Annotated in this window: 15 protein-coding genes and 1 pseudogene; 6 read left to right on the forward strand and 10 right to left on the reverse strand. The window is 66.8% G+C overall.

Annotation, left to right across the window (positions count from 1 at the left end):
- On the forward strand, nt 1-284 hold a 284-nt coding region (locus CCS01_RS16985; RefSeq protein ID WP_104519969.1), incomplete at its 5' end, for a hypothetical protein.
- Here CCS01_RS16985 and CCS01_RS32920 read toward each other — a convergent pair.
- The 10 genes from CCS01_RS32920 to phnG all read right to left on the reverse strand — a co-directional run bounded on the left by CCS01_RS32920 (nt 238) and on the right by phnG (nt 10,054).
- Entirely contained in the window at nt 238-780 is a 543-nt protein-coding gene (locus CCS01_RS32920) for an 8-oxoguanine DNA glycosylase OGG fold protein (protein WP_146101812.1), read from the reverse strand. The genes CCS01_RS16985 and CCS01_RS32920 overlap by 47 nt on opposite strands.
- Nucleotides 781-1,212: 432 nt before the next feature.
- Nucleotides 1,213-2,187 (reverse strand): gamma-glutamylcyclotransferase, encoded by a 975-nt coding sequence (locus tag CCS01_RS16990; RefSeq protein ID WP_104519970.1) that lies wholly within the window; start codon nt 2,185-2,187, stop codon nt 1,213-1,215.
- A 520-nt stretch (nt 2,188-2,707) separates the two neighbouring features.
- Nucleotides 2,708-3,382 (reverse strand): DUF1045 domain-containing protein, encoded by a 675-nt coding sequence (locus tag CCS01_RS16995; protein WP_104519971.1) that lies wholly within the window; start codon nt 3,380-3,382, stop codon nt 2,708-2,710.
- Nucleotides 3,382-4,521, reverse strand: a complete 1,140-nt coding sequence (locus CCS01_RS17000) for an alpha-D-ribose 1-methylphosphonate 5-triphosphate diphosphatase (protein ID WP_104519972.1) — start codon at nt 4,519-4,521, stop codon at nt 3,382-3,384. Before CCS01_RS17000 ends, CCS01_RS16995 begins: the two co-directional genes overlap by 1 nt.
- On the reverse strand, nt 4,518-5,216 hold the full coding sequence (phnL, locus tag CCS01_RS17005) for a phosphonate C-P lyase system protein PhnL (protein ID WP_104519973.1): 699 nt from the start codon (nt 5,214-5,216) through the stop codon (nt 4,518-4,520). The genes CCS01_RS17000 and phnL overlap by 4 nt, the downstream gene beginning before the upstream one ends.
- Nucleotides 5,213-5,989, reverse strand: a complete 777-nt coding sequence (gene phnK / locus CCS01_RS17010) for a phosphonate C-P lyase system protein PhnK (RefSeq protein ID WP_104519974.1) — start codon at nt 5,987-5,989, stop codon at nt 5,213-5,215. The genes phnL and phnK overlap by 4 nt, the downstream gene beginning before the upstream one ends.
- A gap of 912 nt (nt 5,990-6,901) precedes the next feature.
- Nucleotides 6,902-7,768 carry an alpha-D-ribose 1-methylphosphonate 5-phosphate C-P-lyase PhnJ gene (locus CCS01_RS17015; protein ID WP_104519975.1) on the reverse strand — a complete coding sequence of 289 codons (867 nt, stop codon included), beginning with the start codon at nt 7,766-7,768 and terminating at the stop codon, nt 6,902-6,904.
- On the reverse strand, nt 7,765-8,838 hold the full coding sequence (locus CCS01_RS17020) for a carbon-phosphorus lyase complex subunit PhnI (protein WP_104519976.1): 1,074 nt from the start codon (nt 8,836-8,838) through the stop codon (nt 7,765-7,767). Before CCS01_RS17020 ends, CCS01_RS17015 begins: the two co-directional genes overlap by 4 nt.
- Before the next feature lie 2 nt (nt 8,839-8,840).
- Complete coding sequence (phnH, locus tag CCS01_RS17025) at nt 8,841-9,590, reverse strand: phosphonate C-P lyase system protein PhnH (protein ID WP_104519977.1); 750 nt, start codon at nt 9,588-9,590, stop codon at nt 8,841-8,843.
- Complete coding sequence (phnG, locus tag CCS01_RS17030) at nt 9,587-10,054, reverse strand: phosphonate C-P lyase system protein PhnG (RefSeq protein ID WP_239992207.1); 468 nt, start codon at nt 10,052-10,054, stop codon at nt 9,587-9,589. Before phnG ends, phnH begins: the two co-directional genes overlap by 4 nt.
- Nucleotides 10,055-10,145: 91 nt before the next feature.
- Here phnG and phnF point away from each other — a divergent pair, with 91 nt between their 5' ends.
- From phnF to CCS01_RS17055, 5 genes and pseudogenes are all read left to right on the forward strand, one after another.
- Nucleotides 10,146-10,904: a phosphonate metabolism transcriptional regulator PhnF gene (phnF, locus tag CCS01_RS17035; RefSeq protein ID WP_104519978.1), complete on the forward strand. Its 759-nt coding sequence runs from the start codon at nt 10,146-10,148 to the stop codon at nt 10,902-10,904.
- 13 nt (nt 10,905-10,917) lie between these two features.
- Nucleotides 10,918-12,069 carry an alpha-D-ribose 1-methylphosphonate 5-triphosphate diphosphatase gene (locus tag CCS01_RS17040; RefSeq protein WP_104519979.1) on the forward strand — a complete coding sequence of 384 codons (1,152 nt, stop codon included), beginning with the start codon at nt 10,918-10,920 and terminating at the stop codon, nt 12,067-12,069.
- Nucleotides 12,070-12,154: 85 nt separating this feature from the next.
- Nucleotides 12,155-12,652: a TIGR00645 family protein gene (locus tag CCS01_RS17045; protein ID WP_104519980.1), complete on the forward strand. Its 498-nt coding sequence runs from the start codon at nt 12,155-12,157 to the stop codon at nt 12,650-12,652.
- Between the two features lie 304 nt (nt 12,653-12,956).
- The gene (locus CCS01_RS17050) at nt 12,957-13,172 is read left to right on the forward strand and encodes a hypothetical protein (protein WP_146101813.1); all 216 of its coding nucleotides are present in this window, start codon (nt 12,957-12,959) and stop codon (nt 13,170-13,172) included.
- A gap of 202 nt (nt 13,173-13,374) precedes the next feature.
- Nucleotides 13,375-14,355: pseudogene (locus tag CCS01_RS17055) on the forward strand (hypothetical protein); the annotation flags it as partial.

Consider the following 14,355-nt stretch of genomic DNA (forward strand, 5'->3'; position numbering starts at 1 on the left):
CGATTCTCAAACGCATCCGCGGCTGCCCGTTCGCCCGCGGCGGGCGCGTGCTGGTGCGCTTCCGCGCCAACGGCTACAGCCTGTTCGCCCGCCGCTCCGGCGAGCCGTTGGCGCGGCTGCGGCTGACCGGCAATGGCGACGAGGTCGTGCTGCTCTACCCCTCGCACCGCGGCGGCTGGGGGGCGCTCGGCGACTTCGGCGCCGACGTTATGCCGCTCGACGAAGCGCTCCAGTGCCTCAGCGACAACCCATACTTTCTGGAATTGCGCCAGACATTCGGGTGAGCCGCGTCAGCGTATCGATACGAAAAGCGAAGGCCGTTCCCTGGAAACTACAGAAAAAATAGATCAACTTGGTGAAATAGGCAGGCCCCATACCCAACATTGCGCCCCCATTCCGTCTCAAAATAGAGAATTCATCAAAGGCTTTGGCGCGTGTTAGTTTGCCAGCACGCACGCTCTCGGCCACATCCAGCCATCCCTCATCCCGCTTGCCAAATAAATGATCACGATTGGAGTCGCGCATTCCGCCCCAAGCTAAGATTGAAATGCAGTTTGCATGTGTCGATACGCTCCTGTCAGGTTGCATTTCAATTAGCTTTGCACGATTTACTGACTCAAGCAGTTGGACACCGATTTCAGGTCTTTGATTTGGTCCGCGTTTATACCATTTAGCAGGCGACTTTCCCTCTGGCGGATCTGCGGCCGTAAATTCAGGCGGTTTCGGATAGCATTTCTGGAATTTGGCAAATTCTGGACTTTGTGTATTTAGGCCAAGCATTTACGTCTCCCAACCAACACAGCGGCTTTCGTATCTCGCAGGTGACTAATAAATCTGCAAGCGGAATGTCACTGGTTGGATGCACTTTGTCATTTGTCGGGACGCAAACATGATTCAAGCAAGGCGCAATGGTGGGCTGAGGGGGTTCCGATACTGCTAAGTAGGTAGCCGGAACTCCTGCGGCAAATCCCTGAGGCAGCGATTGCACGCGATGCCTTATTACCTGGGCTTTTGCGGGAGTCCCAGATTGAGCAAATGTCGCAAAACTTTTGGCCACCTACTTGGAGCGTTTTGCAGGTTGGTTGAGACAGCCGACCCCCACCCCATGTTCGGGAACGCCGCCGGGTTTTGGCTTCATCCGATGTAGAGTGTGATCCGGTCGAAAGTAGAGATTATCTATCCCAGGTGTTTGGGACAGGGATGCGATAGATATCAATCGTGAGGTGTTTCGGTGACCCGGCCTTCACCAACAGCTTCTTCGTCATCGTCAGGATAGCCTGGATGGCTATCCCAGCCGCATGCGCGGCAGGCGTCGAAATATGCACCATCCGGAGCAATCGCAATGTCAAAGAACGTCCGCATATCGCGCGACGCGCATCGTGGGCACTGGTCCGCCCGATCTGCGCGCTCGCGACTCAAAAGCCGGACGTAATGCTTCGCAATTGCGTCCACACCGTCGAGCGCGATCGTCGCGGCGGTATTGTTTGCGTTGCGGTGATGGGTGAGCCAGTTCACCAGCGGCCAAGCTTTTTCGACAAGAGCCCTCATGTAGTTGCGGATTTCATCATTCTTTTCGCCAGGGCAAAGCTTGCCGATGAGCACCCTGTTCCATCCAACGACGTCGGCATCCCTTGGGCGCTCATCATTCTCATTGAGCTCAATTCTCCTCCGCGCCGCGCCAACGATCGAAATCAGACTTTCTCGGAGTTGCATCCCAACAGCTTGGAAGTCGACGGCCTCGATTGCCTTTTCGAGCCGATCGGCCGCCTGCATTTGACGGCGGATTACCTCGTCAAACGGAGACGCTTCGTCTTCCCGCTCCTTGGCAGATCGACTCATTACGCGCATCATCAGTCCGACGTGAAACGACAGCGTATAGTCGAGACTTGGAAAGTGCCGCTGGGAATAGAGATTGGTTGGATTCGTGATGACCCACCAGCGGTCTTTGTCGGTACAGACGTCCCAAATTTCGTAGGGCGCGCCCATGATGTATTCGGTCTTCACGCGCTCGACGTTTTGAACCGTCTCCTCGCCGCGCGCTTGGCCTTCGACATACTCGGCGATCTCCTTCTCCGCGTAGAAATCGCGCTCCGGGCTGTAGCGGCCCAATTGATCGGCAGGCAGCGGATGATCCGGTGGCAGCACGCAATCGCTATCGAGTTTGTTGTGTTCCGGCCTATCACTCATGTTGTGGCTTTCGACTTTCCGAGGCAGGTGAGCGCATAGGTAGAGAATCCATCACTATGGCAATCATAGCGGGAACAGCCATTTAGTCCAGCCAAAACCGGGGTGAGAGGCGTCAGACCATTACCCGAAGGTGCTGACGCTTGTTTCGATTACAAAGACCTTCGATCGTGAAGCCTCGGATGGCTGTTTCGGGAAGGCGTCGCATTTAGCGACGCTGAACATCCGGTTCTGCCAAACGACCGGCTTGGGCCGGGAACGGTCGTCGGACAGGGTCATTGGTATGATCCCTGCGTGCCGGTGCTCCGGCGTCACGTCCCAGCTTGCCCGCATGAGCGCTGCAGTGAACCGCAAACGAGTTGAGACGCGCACTCGTTAGCTTGTTGTCATGGCGGCTACCCAGGACAGGCCCGGGCACATACTCCGGGCCGCCGTCTGCACCGTTGTATGGTATAAACACCGCAAGGCGTGGATCCCGAGCCTGCGCCCGGCATAACAGGACAGCAGCGATCGCCGCCGCCACCTATCCGCGCAGCCTGACCCGCTCCGCAATGTTGAACGCCGCATCCCCCCCGGCCTGGGTGAAGATCGCCAGATCGACCACCCGCCGCGGAACCGCCAGCGCCGGGGCGAACCAGGCCTCCGCCGCCGGCATGAACACCGCCTTCTCCGCCTCGGACAACCGCCGGGTCAGCGTCATGTGGAAGAACCAGCTGCCGAAAACATACGGATAGCCCCAGCGTCGCAGCATCGCCGCCTGCCCGGCCGACAGCCCCGCGGCGTGCCGGCGCGCCAGCTCGGCGTCCGACGGAGGGGCGCGGAAATCATCCAGCTCCGCGACGCAGGCATCCGCCAGCGCCTGCAACGGCGGGCACGGCGTCGTCTCGCGCAGCGCCAGGAAGCCCCACAGGTCCTGCACCGACAGCCGGGGCAGGTCGAACGGCGGTATCCGGGCGGCAACGGCGCGGACTGCGGTCATCAGTTCCCGCCAGCTTCGCCCCTCGGCCAGCCGCATCGGCGGCTTCAGCGTGGCATGGAAGCCATAGCGGCGCGGGTCCGCCGTGACCTCGGCGATCCCGGCAACCGGCGGCTGCGCGGCCGGCGCGCCGGTGACCGGATCGCGGCCGAGCCACGCCGTCGCCAGCGGCGTCAGCGGATCATCCGGCAGCGGCGCGTAGTAGATCGCCACCCGCCCCATCAGATCACCCGCTCCCCGGCCCGCCACACCTGGCGGACGATGGGCAGCGTCCCGTGCAGCCGCACCCGCACCGTGTCGGCGCGCAGTCCCGTTTCCAGCCGCCCCCGGTCCGGCAGCCCCGCCATCCGGGCCGGGTGATCGGCGATCATGGCAATGGCGGCCGGCAGGCTCAGCCCGGCCTCACGCACGCACTGGAAGGCGGCCTCCACCAGGCTGGTCGGCACGTAGTCCGAGGCGAACGCGTCCACCGCCCCCGCCCGCACCAGCTCCATCGCCGCGACGTTGCCCGAGTGCGAGCCGCCGCGGACGATGTTGGGCGCCCCGGCGATCACCCGCATCCCGGCCCGCCGTGCCGCCAGCGCCGCCTCCATCGTCACCGGGAACTCGCTGATGCCGATGCCGTCGGCGGCGTTCTCGGCGATTTCCTCTTCCGTGCGGTCGTCGTGGCTGGCGAGCGCGATCGAGCGGCCGCGCACCCGCTCCAGCAGCGCCTTGCGGTTGGGGTCGCGCCAGCGGGCGCGGTGCGCCTGGATCTCCTGGATGCGGCGCTCCACCGTGTCCTCGTCCATGCCCCCCTGTCGCCGCAGCCTGCGGTAGAAATCCAGATCGGCGTACTGCCCGACGCCGGGGCTGTGGTCCATCAGGCTGACCATGCGGATCAGCGCGTGGTCCGCCACCGGGTCGAACAGCTCCAGCATGTCGGTCGCCGGCACCTCGCAGCGCAAATGCAGGAAGTGGTCCGCCTTCAGCAGGCCGGCCGCGGTCAGCGCGTCCAGGTCCACCACGCCGTCGCGGAAGGTCTGGATACGCTCGGCGTCGAAGCCGAGGTCCCCCAGGCACAGCGCATCCAGCACGGTGGTGATGCCGGCAGCGGCGCATTGCGCGTCATGCGCCACCATGGCCGAGCGGGAGGGCCAGCGCGCCAAGCTGCGCGGCTGCACCTGCCGCTCCAGGTTGTCGGTGTGGATATCGACCACGCCGGGGATCAGATGGTCGCCGTCGAGGTCCAGCGCCGCCGCCAGGTGGGAGCGTCCGGGCTGCACGTCGGCGATGGTCCGGCCTCGTACCACGATGGTGCCGATCAGGGGCTCGTCAGGCAGTGCCAGGGTTGCGTTGGTGAAGATTGTCTCCGGTATCATGCAGCGTCCTGGCACGGGGTCATCACGAACAGCCGATTGGCGATGGCGTCGCGGACCTCGGGATCATGGCAGATTGCCACGATCGCGGTGCCGCGCGCCAGCGCCTCCCGGACCATCCGTATCACAACCGCCCGGTTGTCCGCATCCAGGGATGCCGTCGGCTCGTCCAGCAGCAGGATGGGGTGGGCGGCGATGAAACCGCGGGCCAGGTTGACGCGCTGCTGCTCGCCGCCGGAGAAGGTGGCGGGCGGGATCGCATGCAGGCGTGGGGGAATGGCGAGGGCAAGCAGCAGGTCCCGGGCGCGGGCGTGCGCAACGGCCGGCGCGACGCCGCGTCCCAGCAGCGGCTCGGCGACGACGTCGAGCGCCGCCACCCGCGGCACGACGCGCAGGAACTGGCTGACATAGCCCAGCGTCTCGTGCCGCACGTCCAGGATGGTGCGAGGCGCGGCGGCGGCGATGTCGACCAGGGCGCCGCGATGCCGCACCAGGATGGCGCCGGCGTCGGCGCGGTAGTTGCCGTACAGGCTGCGCAGCAGCGTGGTCTTGCCGACACCGGAGGGGCCGGCGAACACGACGCACTCGCCGGCGCGCACCGCGAGGTCGATCCCGGACAGCACCGCCATGCGCAGCCCGCCTTGCAGGTGCAGGGTGAAGCTCTTGGCGAGCCCCTGGGTGCGCAGCATGACAGTCATACGGTCAGCACCGAGCTGACGAGGAGCTGCGTATAGGGGTGCCGCGGGTCGTCCAGCACCTGGTCGGTCAGCCCAGTTTCGACGATGCGCCCGCGCTGCATCACCGCGATGCGCTGCGCCAGCAGCCGGGCGACGGCGATGTCGTGCGTCACCAGCACCGCGGCGATGCGCAGCCGCGCGACCAGGGAGCGGATCAGGTCGAGCAGCCGCGCCTGCACCGAGACGTCGAGGCCGCCCGTCGGCTCGTCCATGAACACCAGCCGCGGGTGGGTGACCAGGGTGCGGGCGATCTGCAGCCGCTGCAACATGCCGCCGGAAAACGTCCTCGGCAGGTCGTCAGTCCGATCGGCGTCGATCTCCACCTGGGAGAGCCAGTCGAGCGCGGTGGCGCGGATGTCGCCGTAGTGCCGCGCGCCCTGCGCCATCAACCGCTCGCCGACATTGCCGCCGGCGCTGACCGCCATGCGCAGGTTCTGCCGCGGGTCCTGGTGGACGAAGCCCCAGTCGGAGCGGTGAAGGGTGCGCAGCGCCGGGGCCGGCATGGCATGAACGTCGTGCAGGCGGTCCTGCGGGTCGCGATAGCGGACGATGCCGGAGTCGGGGGCAAGGCGGCCGGAGAGGACGTTGAGCAGGGTGGTCTTGCCGGAGCCGGATTCGCCCACGACCGCCAGCATCTCCCCAGGCCAGAGATCAACGTCAACGTCGCGCAGGGCCGGGATGGCGCCGAAGGAGAGCGAGAGTCCGCGGGCGGTGAGGAGGGTGGGGTCGGTCATTGGCGGGGAGAGCCGGTGGTTGCCGTTGGGGGCGCCGGTGGGGGTGTTGCCTGTGGGTCGTGAGGCGGGGGCCGCTGGCTTGGATCGTGCGGTGTCGGCTGCTGATTTTTTAACACGGAGACCGAACGAGGACGACGGAGGGCCACGGAGTTCTTTTTCGGGCTGCGCCGGTACTGCGGTGTCTGGATATCTGTGTAGAACTTAGTTCGACTGTGTCAGTTTCCGCCTAACACATTGAAATTACGACGTTTTCTCGCAAACTAGAGCTCCCATAACCCATTGATAACATTGACTATCTCTCAGTTTTTGACACAGTCAAATTAGTGGCTTTGTGTCTTTGTGTTGATGCGAACGCTGATCGCGGCACTAACGTTTGGCATGGCATGGTGCGGGGTTGGATACGGCTCGTTGCCCCCCCGTCATGGCCGGGCGTGTCCCGGCCGTCCACCCCCCGCCGCCGAAGCGCGGATGGCCGGGTCACGCCCATCCATAACGATAGAGAGACGATCGATCTCTGCGAAACCGCATTTCCATCGGCGAAACCAAGCGGCATGCGGCAGCGGGGGCGTTGCGCGCGAAGCTCAATGCTTTGGGCACGAGCCGAAATAACCGATCCATCGGGGCCGGCGCGCCCGCCCCTCCGCGTCATGATGGCCGAAGGGCCGCCATCCACGCCTTGCGTTGCTGATCGCAGCAAAGGCGTGGACGGCCGGCCTGCGTCCATCATGGCGGTTGAAGCGTCCACGCGACACGTGGAGTGGTTATTCTGCATCAGGCCCTTTCCTGCTCTGTGGCCCTCGGTGATTCTGTCTCTGTGTTAAAATTTCCACTGCCAAACGAACCGCGCGCCCCGTTCCGCCAACACCGCCGCCCGGCGCGGCGACACCCGGCCACCGGACCCGGCAGCCGCCCTCATTCCGCCGCCTCCTTCGTCCCTCCCATCCCGGGATGGCCCGCCGCGCGCCGCTCCGCGCAATGGTCGGTGTCCGAACAGACGAACAGCCGCCCGCCATGATCGTCCATTACCACCTCGTCGAGATAGGCATCCGTTGCCCCGCACAGCCCGCAGGCATGCGGCGCGTTGATCGCCCGGAACGGATGGTCGTCGAAATCCAGCGACTTCACCCGCGTCCACGGCGGGATCGCGTAGATGCGCTTCTCCCGCCCGGCGCCGAACAGTTGCAGCGCCGGCATCATGTCCATCTTCGGATTGTCGAACGCCGGGATCGGGCTCGGCGACATCAGGTAGCGGCCGTTCACCATCACCGGGTAGTCGTAGCTGATGGAGACCTGGCCGAAGCGGGCGATATCCTCATACAATTTCACATGCATCAGCCCGTAGTCGGCCAGGCCGTGCATCCGCCGCGTCTCGACCCGGCTCGGCTCCAGCCGCCACAGCGGCTCCGGCTGCGGCACCTGATAGACGATGATCTGGTCGTCGCGCAGCGCCTTCTCCGGGATGCGGTGCCGGGTCTGGATCACCGTCGCCTCGGCGGTCGCGGTGGTGGTGCGGACGCCGGCTGTTTTGGCGAAGAAACGGCGGATCGAGACGGCGTTCGTTGTGTCATCCGCACCCTGGTCGATCACCTTCAGCACGTCCCGCGGCCCCAGGATCGAGGCGGTCACCTGGATGCCGCCGGTGCCCCAGCCATAGGGCAGCGGCATCTCGCGCGAGCCAAACGGCACCTGGTGGCCGGGGATCGCCACGGCCTTCAGCAGCGCGCGGCGGATCATCCGCTTCGTCTGCTCATCCAGGTAGGCGAAGTTGTATCCTTTCATTCCGCCGCCTCCGCTGCTGCCCGCATCCGCCGAACATTCTGCAGCTCGCTCTGGAAATCGACGTAGTGCGGCAGCTTCAGGTGCTCGACGAAGCCGGTCGCCTCGATGTTGTCGCAGTGATACAGCACGAATTCAATGTCCTGCGCAGGCGCGGTGGCGTCCTCGCCCAGTTCCGCCGCGCGCATGGCGCGATCGACCAGGGCCATGGCCATGGCCTTGCGCTCATGGAAACCGAACACCAGGCCGTAGCCGCGGGTGAACTGCGGCGGCACCGTTTTCGTGCCCTTGAACTGCGTCACCATCTGACACTCGGTCAGCACAAGGTCGCCGATGTCGATGACGAAGCCAAGCTCGGCCGGCTCGATTTCAACGGAAACCTCCCCCATGCGGATCTCGCCGGCGAAGGGATGCGTGCCGCCGTAGCCGCGTTGCGTCGAGTAGCCCAGGCCGAGCACGAACCCTTCATCGCCACGCGCCAGCGCCTGCAGCCGGACGTCCCGTCCGGCGGGGAAGGCCAGCGGCTCGCGCGTCAGGTCGCCGGGGTCGCCCGGGCCGGCGGTATCGGCTTCCAGCAGGCCCTCGTACCGCAGGATGTCCGAAACGCGCGGCATCGGTTCGGTTTCACCCGCAACCGGCGGCGGACAGGCGACTGCACCGTCTTCATCAAGTAACGAAAAATCCAGCAGCCGGTGCGTGTAGTCGCTGGTCGGCCCCAGCACCTGGCCGCCGGGCAGGTCCTTGAAGATCGCCGAGATCCGCCGCTCGATCCGCATGGCGTCGGTTTCGACCGGCTTCGAATGGGCGAAGCGGGGCAGGGTGGTGCGATAAGCGCGCAGCAGGAACACCGCCTCGATCAGGTCGCCCTGCGCCTGCTTGATCGCCAGCGCGGCGAGCTGCCGGTCGTACAGCGAGCCCTCGGCCATCACGCGGTCGACGGCGCGGCCGAGCTGTTCCTGGACCTGCGCCACGGACAGCGGTTTCGTTGCGGTATCGCCGCGGCGTTCCTCCGCCAGCCAGGCGTGGGCGGCGTCGATCGCCGTCTCGCCGCCCTTGACGGCCACATACGCCATGCTCAGGCCTCCTGCACGGACACGCTGCGCGGCAGGGCCGCGAGCTGGTTGCCGGCGCACAGGATCAGGTCGATCCCGCACGGAAACCGCGCGTGGTTGCGCTGCCAGATGGCGGCGAAGTCCGGCGGCAACCCATCGGCTGCCAGGATCGCAGGCCGGCGCAGGCCTGGGCCTTCGAGGCGATAGCGACGGCCGGCTGTGAGGGAGGCGACCTGGAGGACGAGGGTGGCGGAGGCTTCCGGGGCTTCGTCGGTGCCGAGGGGGAATGTCGATGGCCGAGGCAGGGTGACGGGCTGTGCCGACGGTGCAGCCCCAATCGTCATGGTGGGCGAAGGCCCACCATCCACGCCTTTCCTTGTTTCACCCACGCAAGACGTGGATGGCAGCCCTGCGGCCGGCATGACGAGAGAGTGCGGCGCCGCAGCAGAGAACGCTCCCGCAAAGGCCGCTTCAGGAAACGACACGGCCACCGCGAACGTCGCCCGCCCCGGCGCCTCGACCACCGGCGCGCCGGTGTGGAACGCAATCCACGCCCGCGCGGCCGCGGCGTCCGCATCGAGCCACAGCGGCGTCTCCTGGTCCACCAGCGTCAGCACCACAGCCGCCGCCGCATCGCCCAGCGGCGCCGGCGCCGGCACCGGCCGCACCGCGTGCACCCGTCCCGGATGCGCCATCGCGTCCAGCACGAGACGGAAACAGGCCTGCGCGTCGCCGACTGCATCGGTGAAGCCAGGCAACAACGCGCCGCTCATGTCCGCATCGTCTGCATGGCGAAGAACTGCACGCGGGTCGCCGCGGCCTTGCCGGCTCGTTGCGCCTGCCGGTCCGCCTGTTCCTGTTCCAGAGGGGCAATCACCCGGGCTTCCAGCGCCTCCGTCCGCGCCGGATCCTGCATCAGCGCATCCACCAGCGCCGCCAGTTCCGCCCGGCGCGACGCGCGGCCGGTGACGTAAGCATGGCCGATCGGCCCGGAGTCGATACAGACGGCGCAGCGGGTGACGGTCATCTCGCCCAGGTTGAACGCCGCGCCGCCACCGCCGATGCGGCCGCGGACCATCACCAGGCCGCTTTCCGGCGCGCGCAGCAGGGTATAGGCCGGCCGCTCGCCCACCGCGTCCAGCAACGCTTCCAGCCGCCCGGCCGGGGCGCGGGCGAGGACCGCCATCCAGCGGGGCCGCTCGGGACAGGGATGCTCGACGGCACTGTGATCGTTCATGCGCACCCGGCTTGATCGAGACATCTAGACAACTAGACACCAGACCGCTACCAGTCAACCACCGCCACGGATCAGCCCGGATGAAAAATTGATGAACCTGCCTGCGGAGATCGACGACCCATCAACCTGTCCGGTCAACCGGCGGGACGGCGTCACGCTGTGGCGGCAGATCGCTTCCCGGCTGCAAGGCGACATCGCCTCCGGGGCGCTGAAGCCGGGCGGGCGGCTGCCGACCGAGGCTGAGCTGTCGGCGCAGTTCGGCGTCAACCGCCATACCGTGCGGCGGGCGCTGGAGGAACTCTCGCGCAGCGGCCTGGTGCGGGTGGAGCAGGGCCGGGGCTCGTTCGTCGCCGAGGACGTGCTGGACTACACGGTCGAGCCGCGCACCCGGTTCGCGGAGTGGATCCGCAAGCACAACAAGGAACCCTCCGGCATCGTCCGCCAGTTGCGGGAGATCCCAGCCGATCGGCGGGTGGCCGACGCGCTGGGGGTGCGCAGCGGCAGCCGGGTGGTGCTGCTGGAGCGCCTCGGGCTGGCGGACGATCGTCCGGTCAGCCTGACCCGGCACCATTTCCCGGCAACCCGGCTGAAGGGCCTGCTGGCGGCGCTGCAGGCGACGCCGCGCATCACCGACGCCCTGCGCGTCGTCGGCGTGGACGACTACATGCGGCTGCAGACCCGCGTCACCGCCCGTATGCCGACGCCGACCGAGGCCGAGCTGTTGCGCATGCCGCGCACCCGGCCGGTGCTGGTCACCGAGAACATCAACGTCGATCGCGACGGCACGGTCATCGAGTTCGCCATCGGCTGCTATCCGACGCCTCGGGTGCAGATCGTTTTCGAGCCATGAGGGACCCTTGCGCATGCAGACCATGTCGATCACCGGCGGGACGGTGCTGCTGGCGTCCGAGGGGCTGCGCACGGCGACCGTTGCCGTCCGCGACGGCCTGATCGAGCCGGCCGGCGCCGATGGGCCCGGCGTCACGCTGGACGCCTCCGGACTGCTGGTGCTGCCGGGGATGGTCGATCTGCACGGCGACGCGTTCGAGCGGCAGATCCAGCCGCGGCCGGGCGTCGATTTCCCGGCCGATCTGGCGCTGCTGGATACCGAGGCGCAACTGCTGGCGAACGGCATCACCACCGCCTTCCACGGCGTGACCCTGTCGTGGGAGCCGGGGCTGCGCAGCCTGTCCGCCTGGCACGCCCTGCTGGACGCCCTGGCGGCAAGGGCCTGGACCTGCGACATGCGCGTGCACCTGCGGTGGGAGGCATTCAACCTGGACGCGCTGGACACCGCGATCGCCGCCATCGCGGCGGGGCAGGTGCATCTGGTGGCATTCAACGACCACACCCCGGCGATCATGCGGAAGCTGCGGGACCCGGTGGAGGGCGTCAAGTACAGCAGCCGCGCCGGGATGCCGATCGAGGAATTCCGCGACATCGCGCACACGGTCGCCTCGCGTGCCGGCGATGTCCCCGCCGCGCTGGACCGCATCGGCGCCGCCGCCCGCGCCGCCGGCCTGCCGATGGCGAGCCACGACGACGACAGCATCGCCGCCCGTGACGGCTTCCGTGCCCGCGGCGCCCGGATCTGCGAGTTCCCGATGGCCGAGGACGTCGCCGTCGCGGCCGCCGCCGCCGGGGACCTCGTCGCCATGGGCTGCCCGAACGTGGTGCGAGGCCGGTCGCACCTGGGCTGGGCATCCGCGGCACGGATGGCCGAGGCCGGGCTGTGCCGCGTGCTGACGTCGGACTATTTCTATCCCGCGATGCTGCGCGCCGCCTTCATCCTGGCCGGGCGCGGCGTGCTGGACCTGCCGCGCGCCTGGGCGCTGATCGCGGAAAATCCGGCGCAGGCGGCCGGGCTGGCCGATCGCGGCATGATCGCGCCCGGCAAGCGCGCCGACATGGTGCTGGTCGATCCGGCAACGCCGCGCGTGGTGGCGACGATCGCCGGCGGGCGGATCGCCTATCTGACCGCCGAGGGCAGCCGCCGCCTGTCGATGCCGGGTTGATCGGCCCGCGCCGGCAGGGCATAGGTCCGGAAACGATGCGGACGTGCATGAACCAGGGCACGCACCAGGAAGGACCTGCCGGCGGATGATCGAACGTGGCCTCGAGCGCATGCTGTTCGCCAGCCGCTGGCTGCTGCTGCCGTTCTACCTGGGCCTGGTCATCGCGCTCGGGCTGCTGGCGTTCAAGTTCGTGCAGAAGTTGGTCGAGTTGTTTCCGCATTTCGTGGAGCTGGATTTCGAATCGACCATTGTCGCCAGCCTGAAGCTGGTGGACATCGCGCTGACCGGCAATCTGCTGCTGATGGTGATCCTGGCTGGGTATGAGAACTTTATCTCGCCGATCCAGACCGACAAGCCGGGGGAGCGCCCGTCCTGGATGGGCAAGACCAGCTTTGGCGACCTGAAGATGAAGCTGATCGCCTCGATCGTGGCGATCTCGGCAATCCAGTTGCTGGAAGCGTTCATGGATATCGAGCACACCAACAAGACGGACGCCGCCTGGCTGGTGGGGATCCACCTGACGTTCGTGGTGTCGGGGGTGCTGCTGGCAGTGATGGACCGGATCGGCAACAGCAATCACTGAGCGAACGCCGGACGGTCTTGCCCGCCCGGACGGGTGGCCTGATGCATCCTGCGGCAAACTACGGCAGGCCGCAGGTCAGTTGGGACGGGGTGCCCTCATCGTCATGGCCGGCGCAGGCCGGCCATCCACGCCTGACGGTGCTGATACCGGCAAAGGCGTGGATGGCGGCCCGGAGCCTGTGCCCGGGTAGCCGCCATGACGACGAGGCAGCGACTGCGCGTCCCAACCTACGTGCGATTTGCCGTAACTGCGGTTCGCTGCCGATCCGCCTATGATAGGCGGGACAACGCAAGGGATGCAGGCGATGACCGACAAGGAGACGCTGATTCGCCAGTACGCAGCCGGTGAGATCACCTGGCACGCGCTGCAGGAGCGCGGCTTCAGCGACTACATCCAGGTTCTTGCCGCCCTTGGTGAACTCGGCCTGAGGCCGCCGATCGCCCCGATGACCGGCCCGAACCGCGCGGCGCGGGAGCGAGGGCGTGCCATGATCCGTGACGCCCTACGGGCGCGGCCGTGAGCGAAACATTCAGCCTTTGATCACCGATGAGCATCGACGACGTAACGACGCAGGGCCTCCGCGTTAGCCCGAGCTTCCGACTTGCCGTTACTATAAATTGGCGGCAATCCTGGAAAAACTGCCCCGGACCGTCTAAAAATGTAGCCATGTAATAACGCATTTGTGACTTGTACCTGACGGCTAAATCGATTCTGCTTCGGCCATGTATATCGAAGCCGTCCCGAACCGGAACTCGCCCCCCGCCATCCTGTTGCGCGAGAGCTACCGCCACGAGGGCAAGGTCGGCAAACGCACCCTGTGCAACCTCTCCGACTGGTCGCCCGCGCACATCGAAGGCCTGCGCGGCGTGCTCAAGGGCGGCACCGTCATCCCAGCCGACCAGGACGCCTTCACCGTCACCCGCAGCCTGCCCCACGGCCACGTCGCCGCCGCGCTCGGCACCCCCTCGTCTGGCTATTCCAGCGGCTTCGCCGCCGGAACCTTGGCCAGCCTCGCCCGCAGGATCGGCCTCGACCGCCTGCTCGGCCCGGACGGCGACCGCTGCCGCGATCTGGTCCTCGCCCTGCTGATCGGGCGCATCCTCGATCCCGTCTCCAAGCTCGGCGCCGCCAGGACGCTCTCACCCGACACCGCCTCCTCCAGCCTCGGCGAAGCCCTCGGTCTCGGCCCGGTTGCCGACGATGAACTCTACGCCGCGCTCGACTGGCTGCTGGAGCGCCAGCCTGCCATCGAAACCGCACTGGCCAAACGCCATCTCCAGAACGGGACTCTGGTGCTCTACGATGTCTCGTCGAGCTACATGGAGGGACGCTGCTGTCCGCTGGCCAGGCGTGGCTACAGCCGTGATGGCAAGAAGGGCAGTTTGCAGATCGTCTACGGCCTGCTGTGTGCCCCCGACGGCTGCCCTCCTCTGCCATTCCACCTGCTACGCAGGCGGAACCTTGGGCAGCGTCGCCCGTCGCCATCGAGGTGTTCGCGGGCAACACCGCTGATCCGATGACGCTCGGGCCGCAGATCGACAAGCTCAAGCAGCGCTTCGGCCTGACGCATGCGGTGCTCGTCGGCGACCGCGGCATGATCAGGCCGCGGAGCGGACTGATGTGCCGGGAGGCGTCAGCCGCACTCACCGAGGCGCGCATCAGCGCGGACATCAAATCCGCTGGCCTGGACTGGATCACCGCGC

Origin of the sequence: Rhodopila globiformis, from assembly GCF_002937115.1 — a bacterium.
GTDB lineage: Bacteria > Pseudomonadota > Alphaproteobacteria > Acetobacterales > Acetobacteraceae > Rhodopila > Rhodopila globiformis.

What these genes read in the sequence shown, in the direction of transcription:
- CCS01_RS32920 (WP_146101812.1), bottom strand. Translation starts at nt 780, where the DNA reads ATGCTTGGCCTAAATACACAAAGTCCAGAATTTGCCAAATTCCAGAAA.
- CCS01_RS16990 (WP_104519970.1), bottom strand. Translation starts at nt 2,187, where the DNA reads ATGAGTGATAGGCCGGAACACAACAAACTCGATAGCGATTGCGTGCTG.
- CCS01_RS16995 (WP_104519971.1), bottom strand. Translation starts at nt 3,382, where the DNA reads ATGGGGCGGGTGGCGATCTACTACGCGCCGCTGCCGGATGATCCGCTG.
- CCS01_RS17000 (WP_104519972.1), bottom strand. Translation starts at nt 4,521, where the DNA reads ATGATACCGGAGACAATCTTCACCAACGCAACCCTGGCACTGCCTGAC.
- phnL (WP_104519973.1), bottom strand. Translation starts at nt 5,216, where the DNA reads ATGACTGTCATGCTGCGCACCCAGGGGCTCGCCAAGAGCTTCACCCTG.
- phnK (WP_104519974.1), bottom strand. Translation starts at nt 5,989, where the DNA reads ATGACCGACCCCACCCTCCTCACCGCCCGCGGACTCTCGCTCTCCTTC.
- CCS01_RS17015 (WP_104519975.1), bottom strand. Translation starts at nt 7,768, where the DNA reads ATGAAAGGATACAACTTCGCCTACCTGGATGAGCAGACGAAGCGGATG.
- CCS01_RS17020 (WP_104519976.1), bottom strand. Translation starts at nt 8,838, where the DNA reads ATGGCGTATGTGGCCGTCAAGGGCGGCGAGACGGCGATCGACGCCGCC.
- phnH (WP_104519977.1), bottom strand. Translation starts at nt 9,590, where the DNA reads ATGAGCGGCGCGTTGTTGCCTGGCTTCACCGATGCAGTCGGCGACGCG.
- phnG (WP_239992207.1), bottom strand. Translation starts at nt 10,054, where the DNA reads ATGAACGATCACAGTGCCGTCGAGCATCCCTGTCCCGAGCGGCCCCGC.
- phnF (WP_104519978.1), top strand. Translation starts at nt 10,146, where the DNA reads ATGAACCTGCCTGCGGAGATCGACGACCCATCAACCTGTCCGGTCAAC.
- CCS01_RS17040 (WP_104519979.1), top strand. Translation starts at nt 10,918, where the DNA reads ATGCAGACCATGTCGATCACCGGCGGGACGGTGCTGCTGGCGTCCGAG.
- CCS01_RS17045 (WP_104519980.1), top strand. Translation starts at nt 12,155, where the DNA reads ATGATCGAACGTGGCCTCGAGCGCATGCTGTTCGCCAGCCGCTGGCTG.
- CCS01_RS17050 (WP_146101813.1), top strand. Translation starts at nt 12,957, where the DNA reads ATGACCGACAAGGAGACGCTGATTCGCCAGTACGCAGCCGGTGAGATC.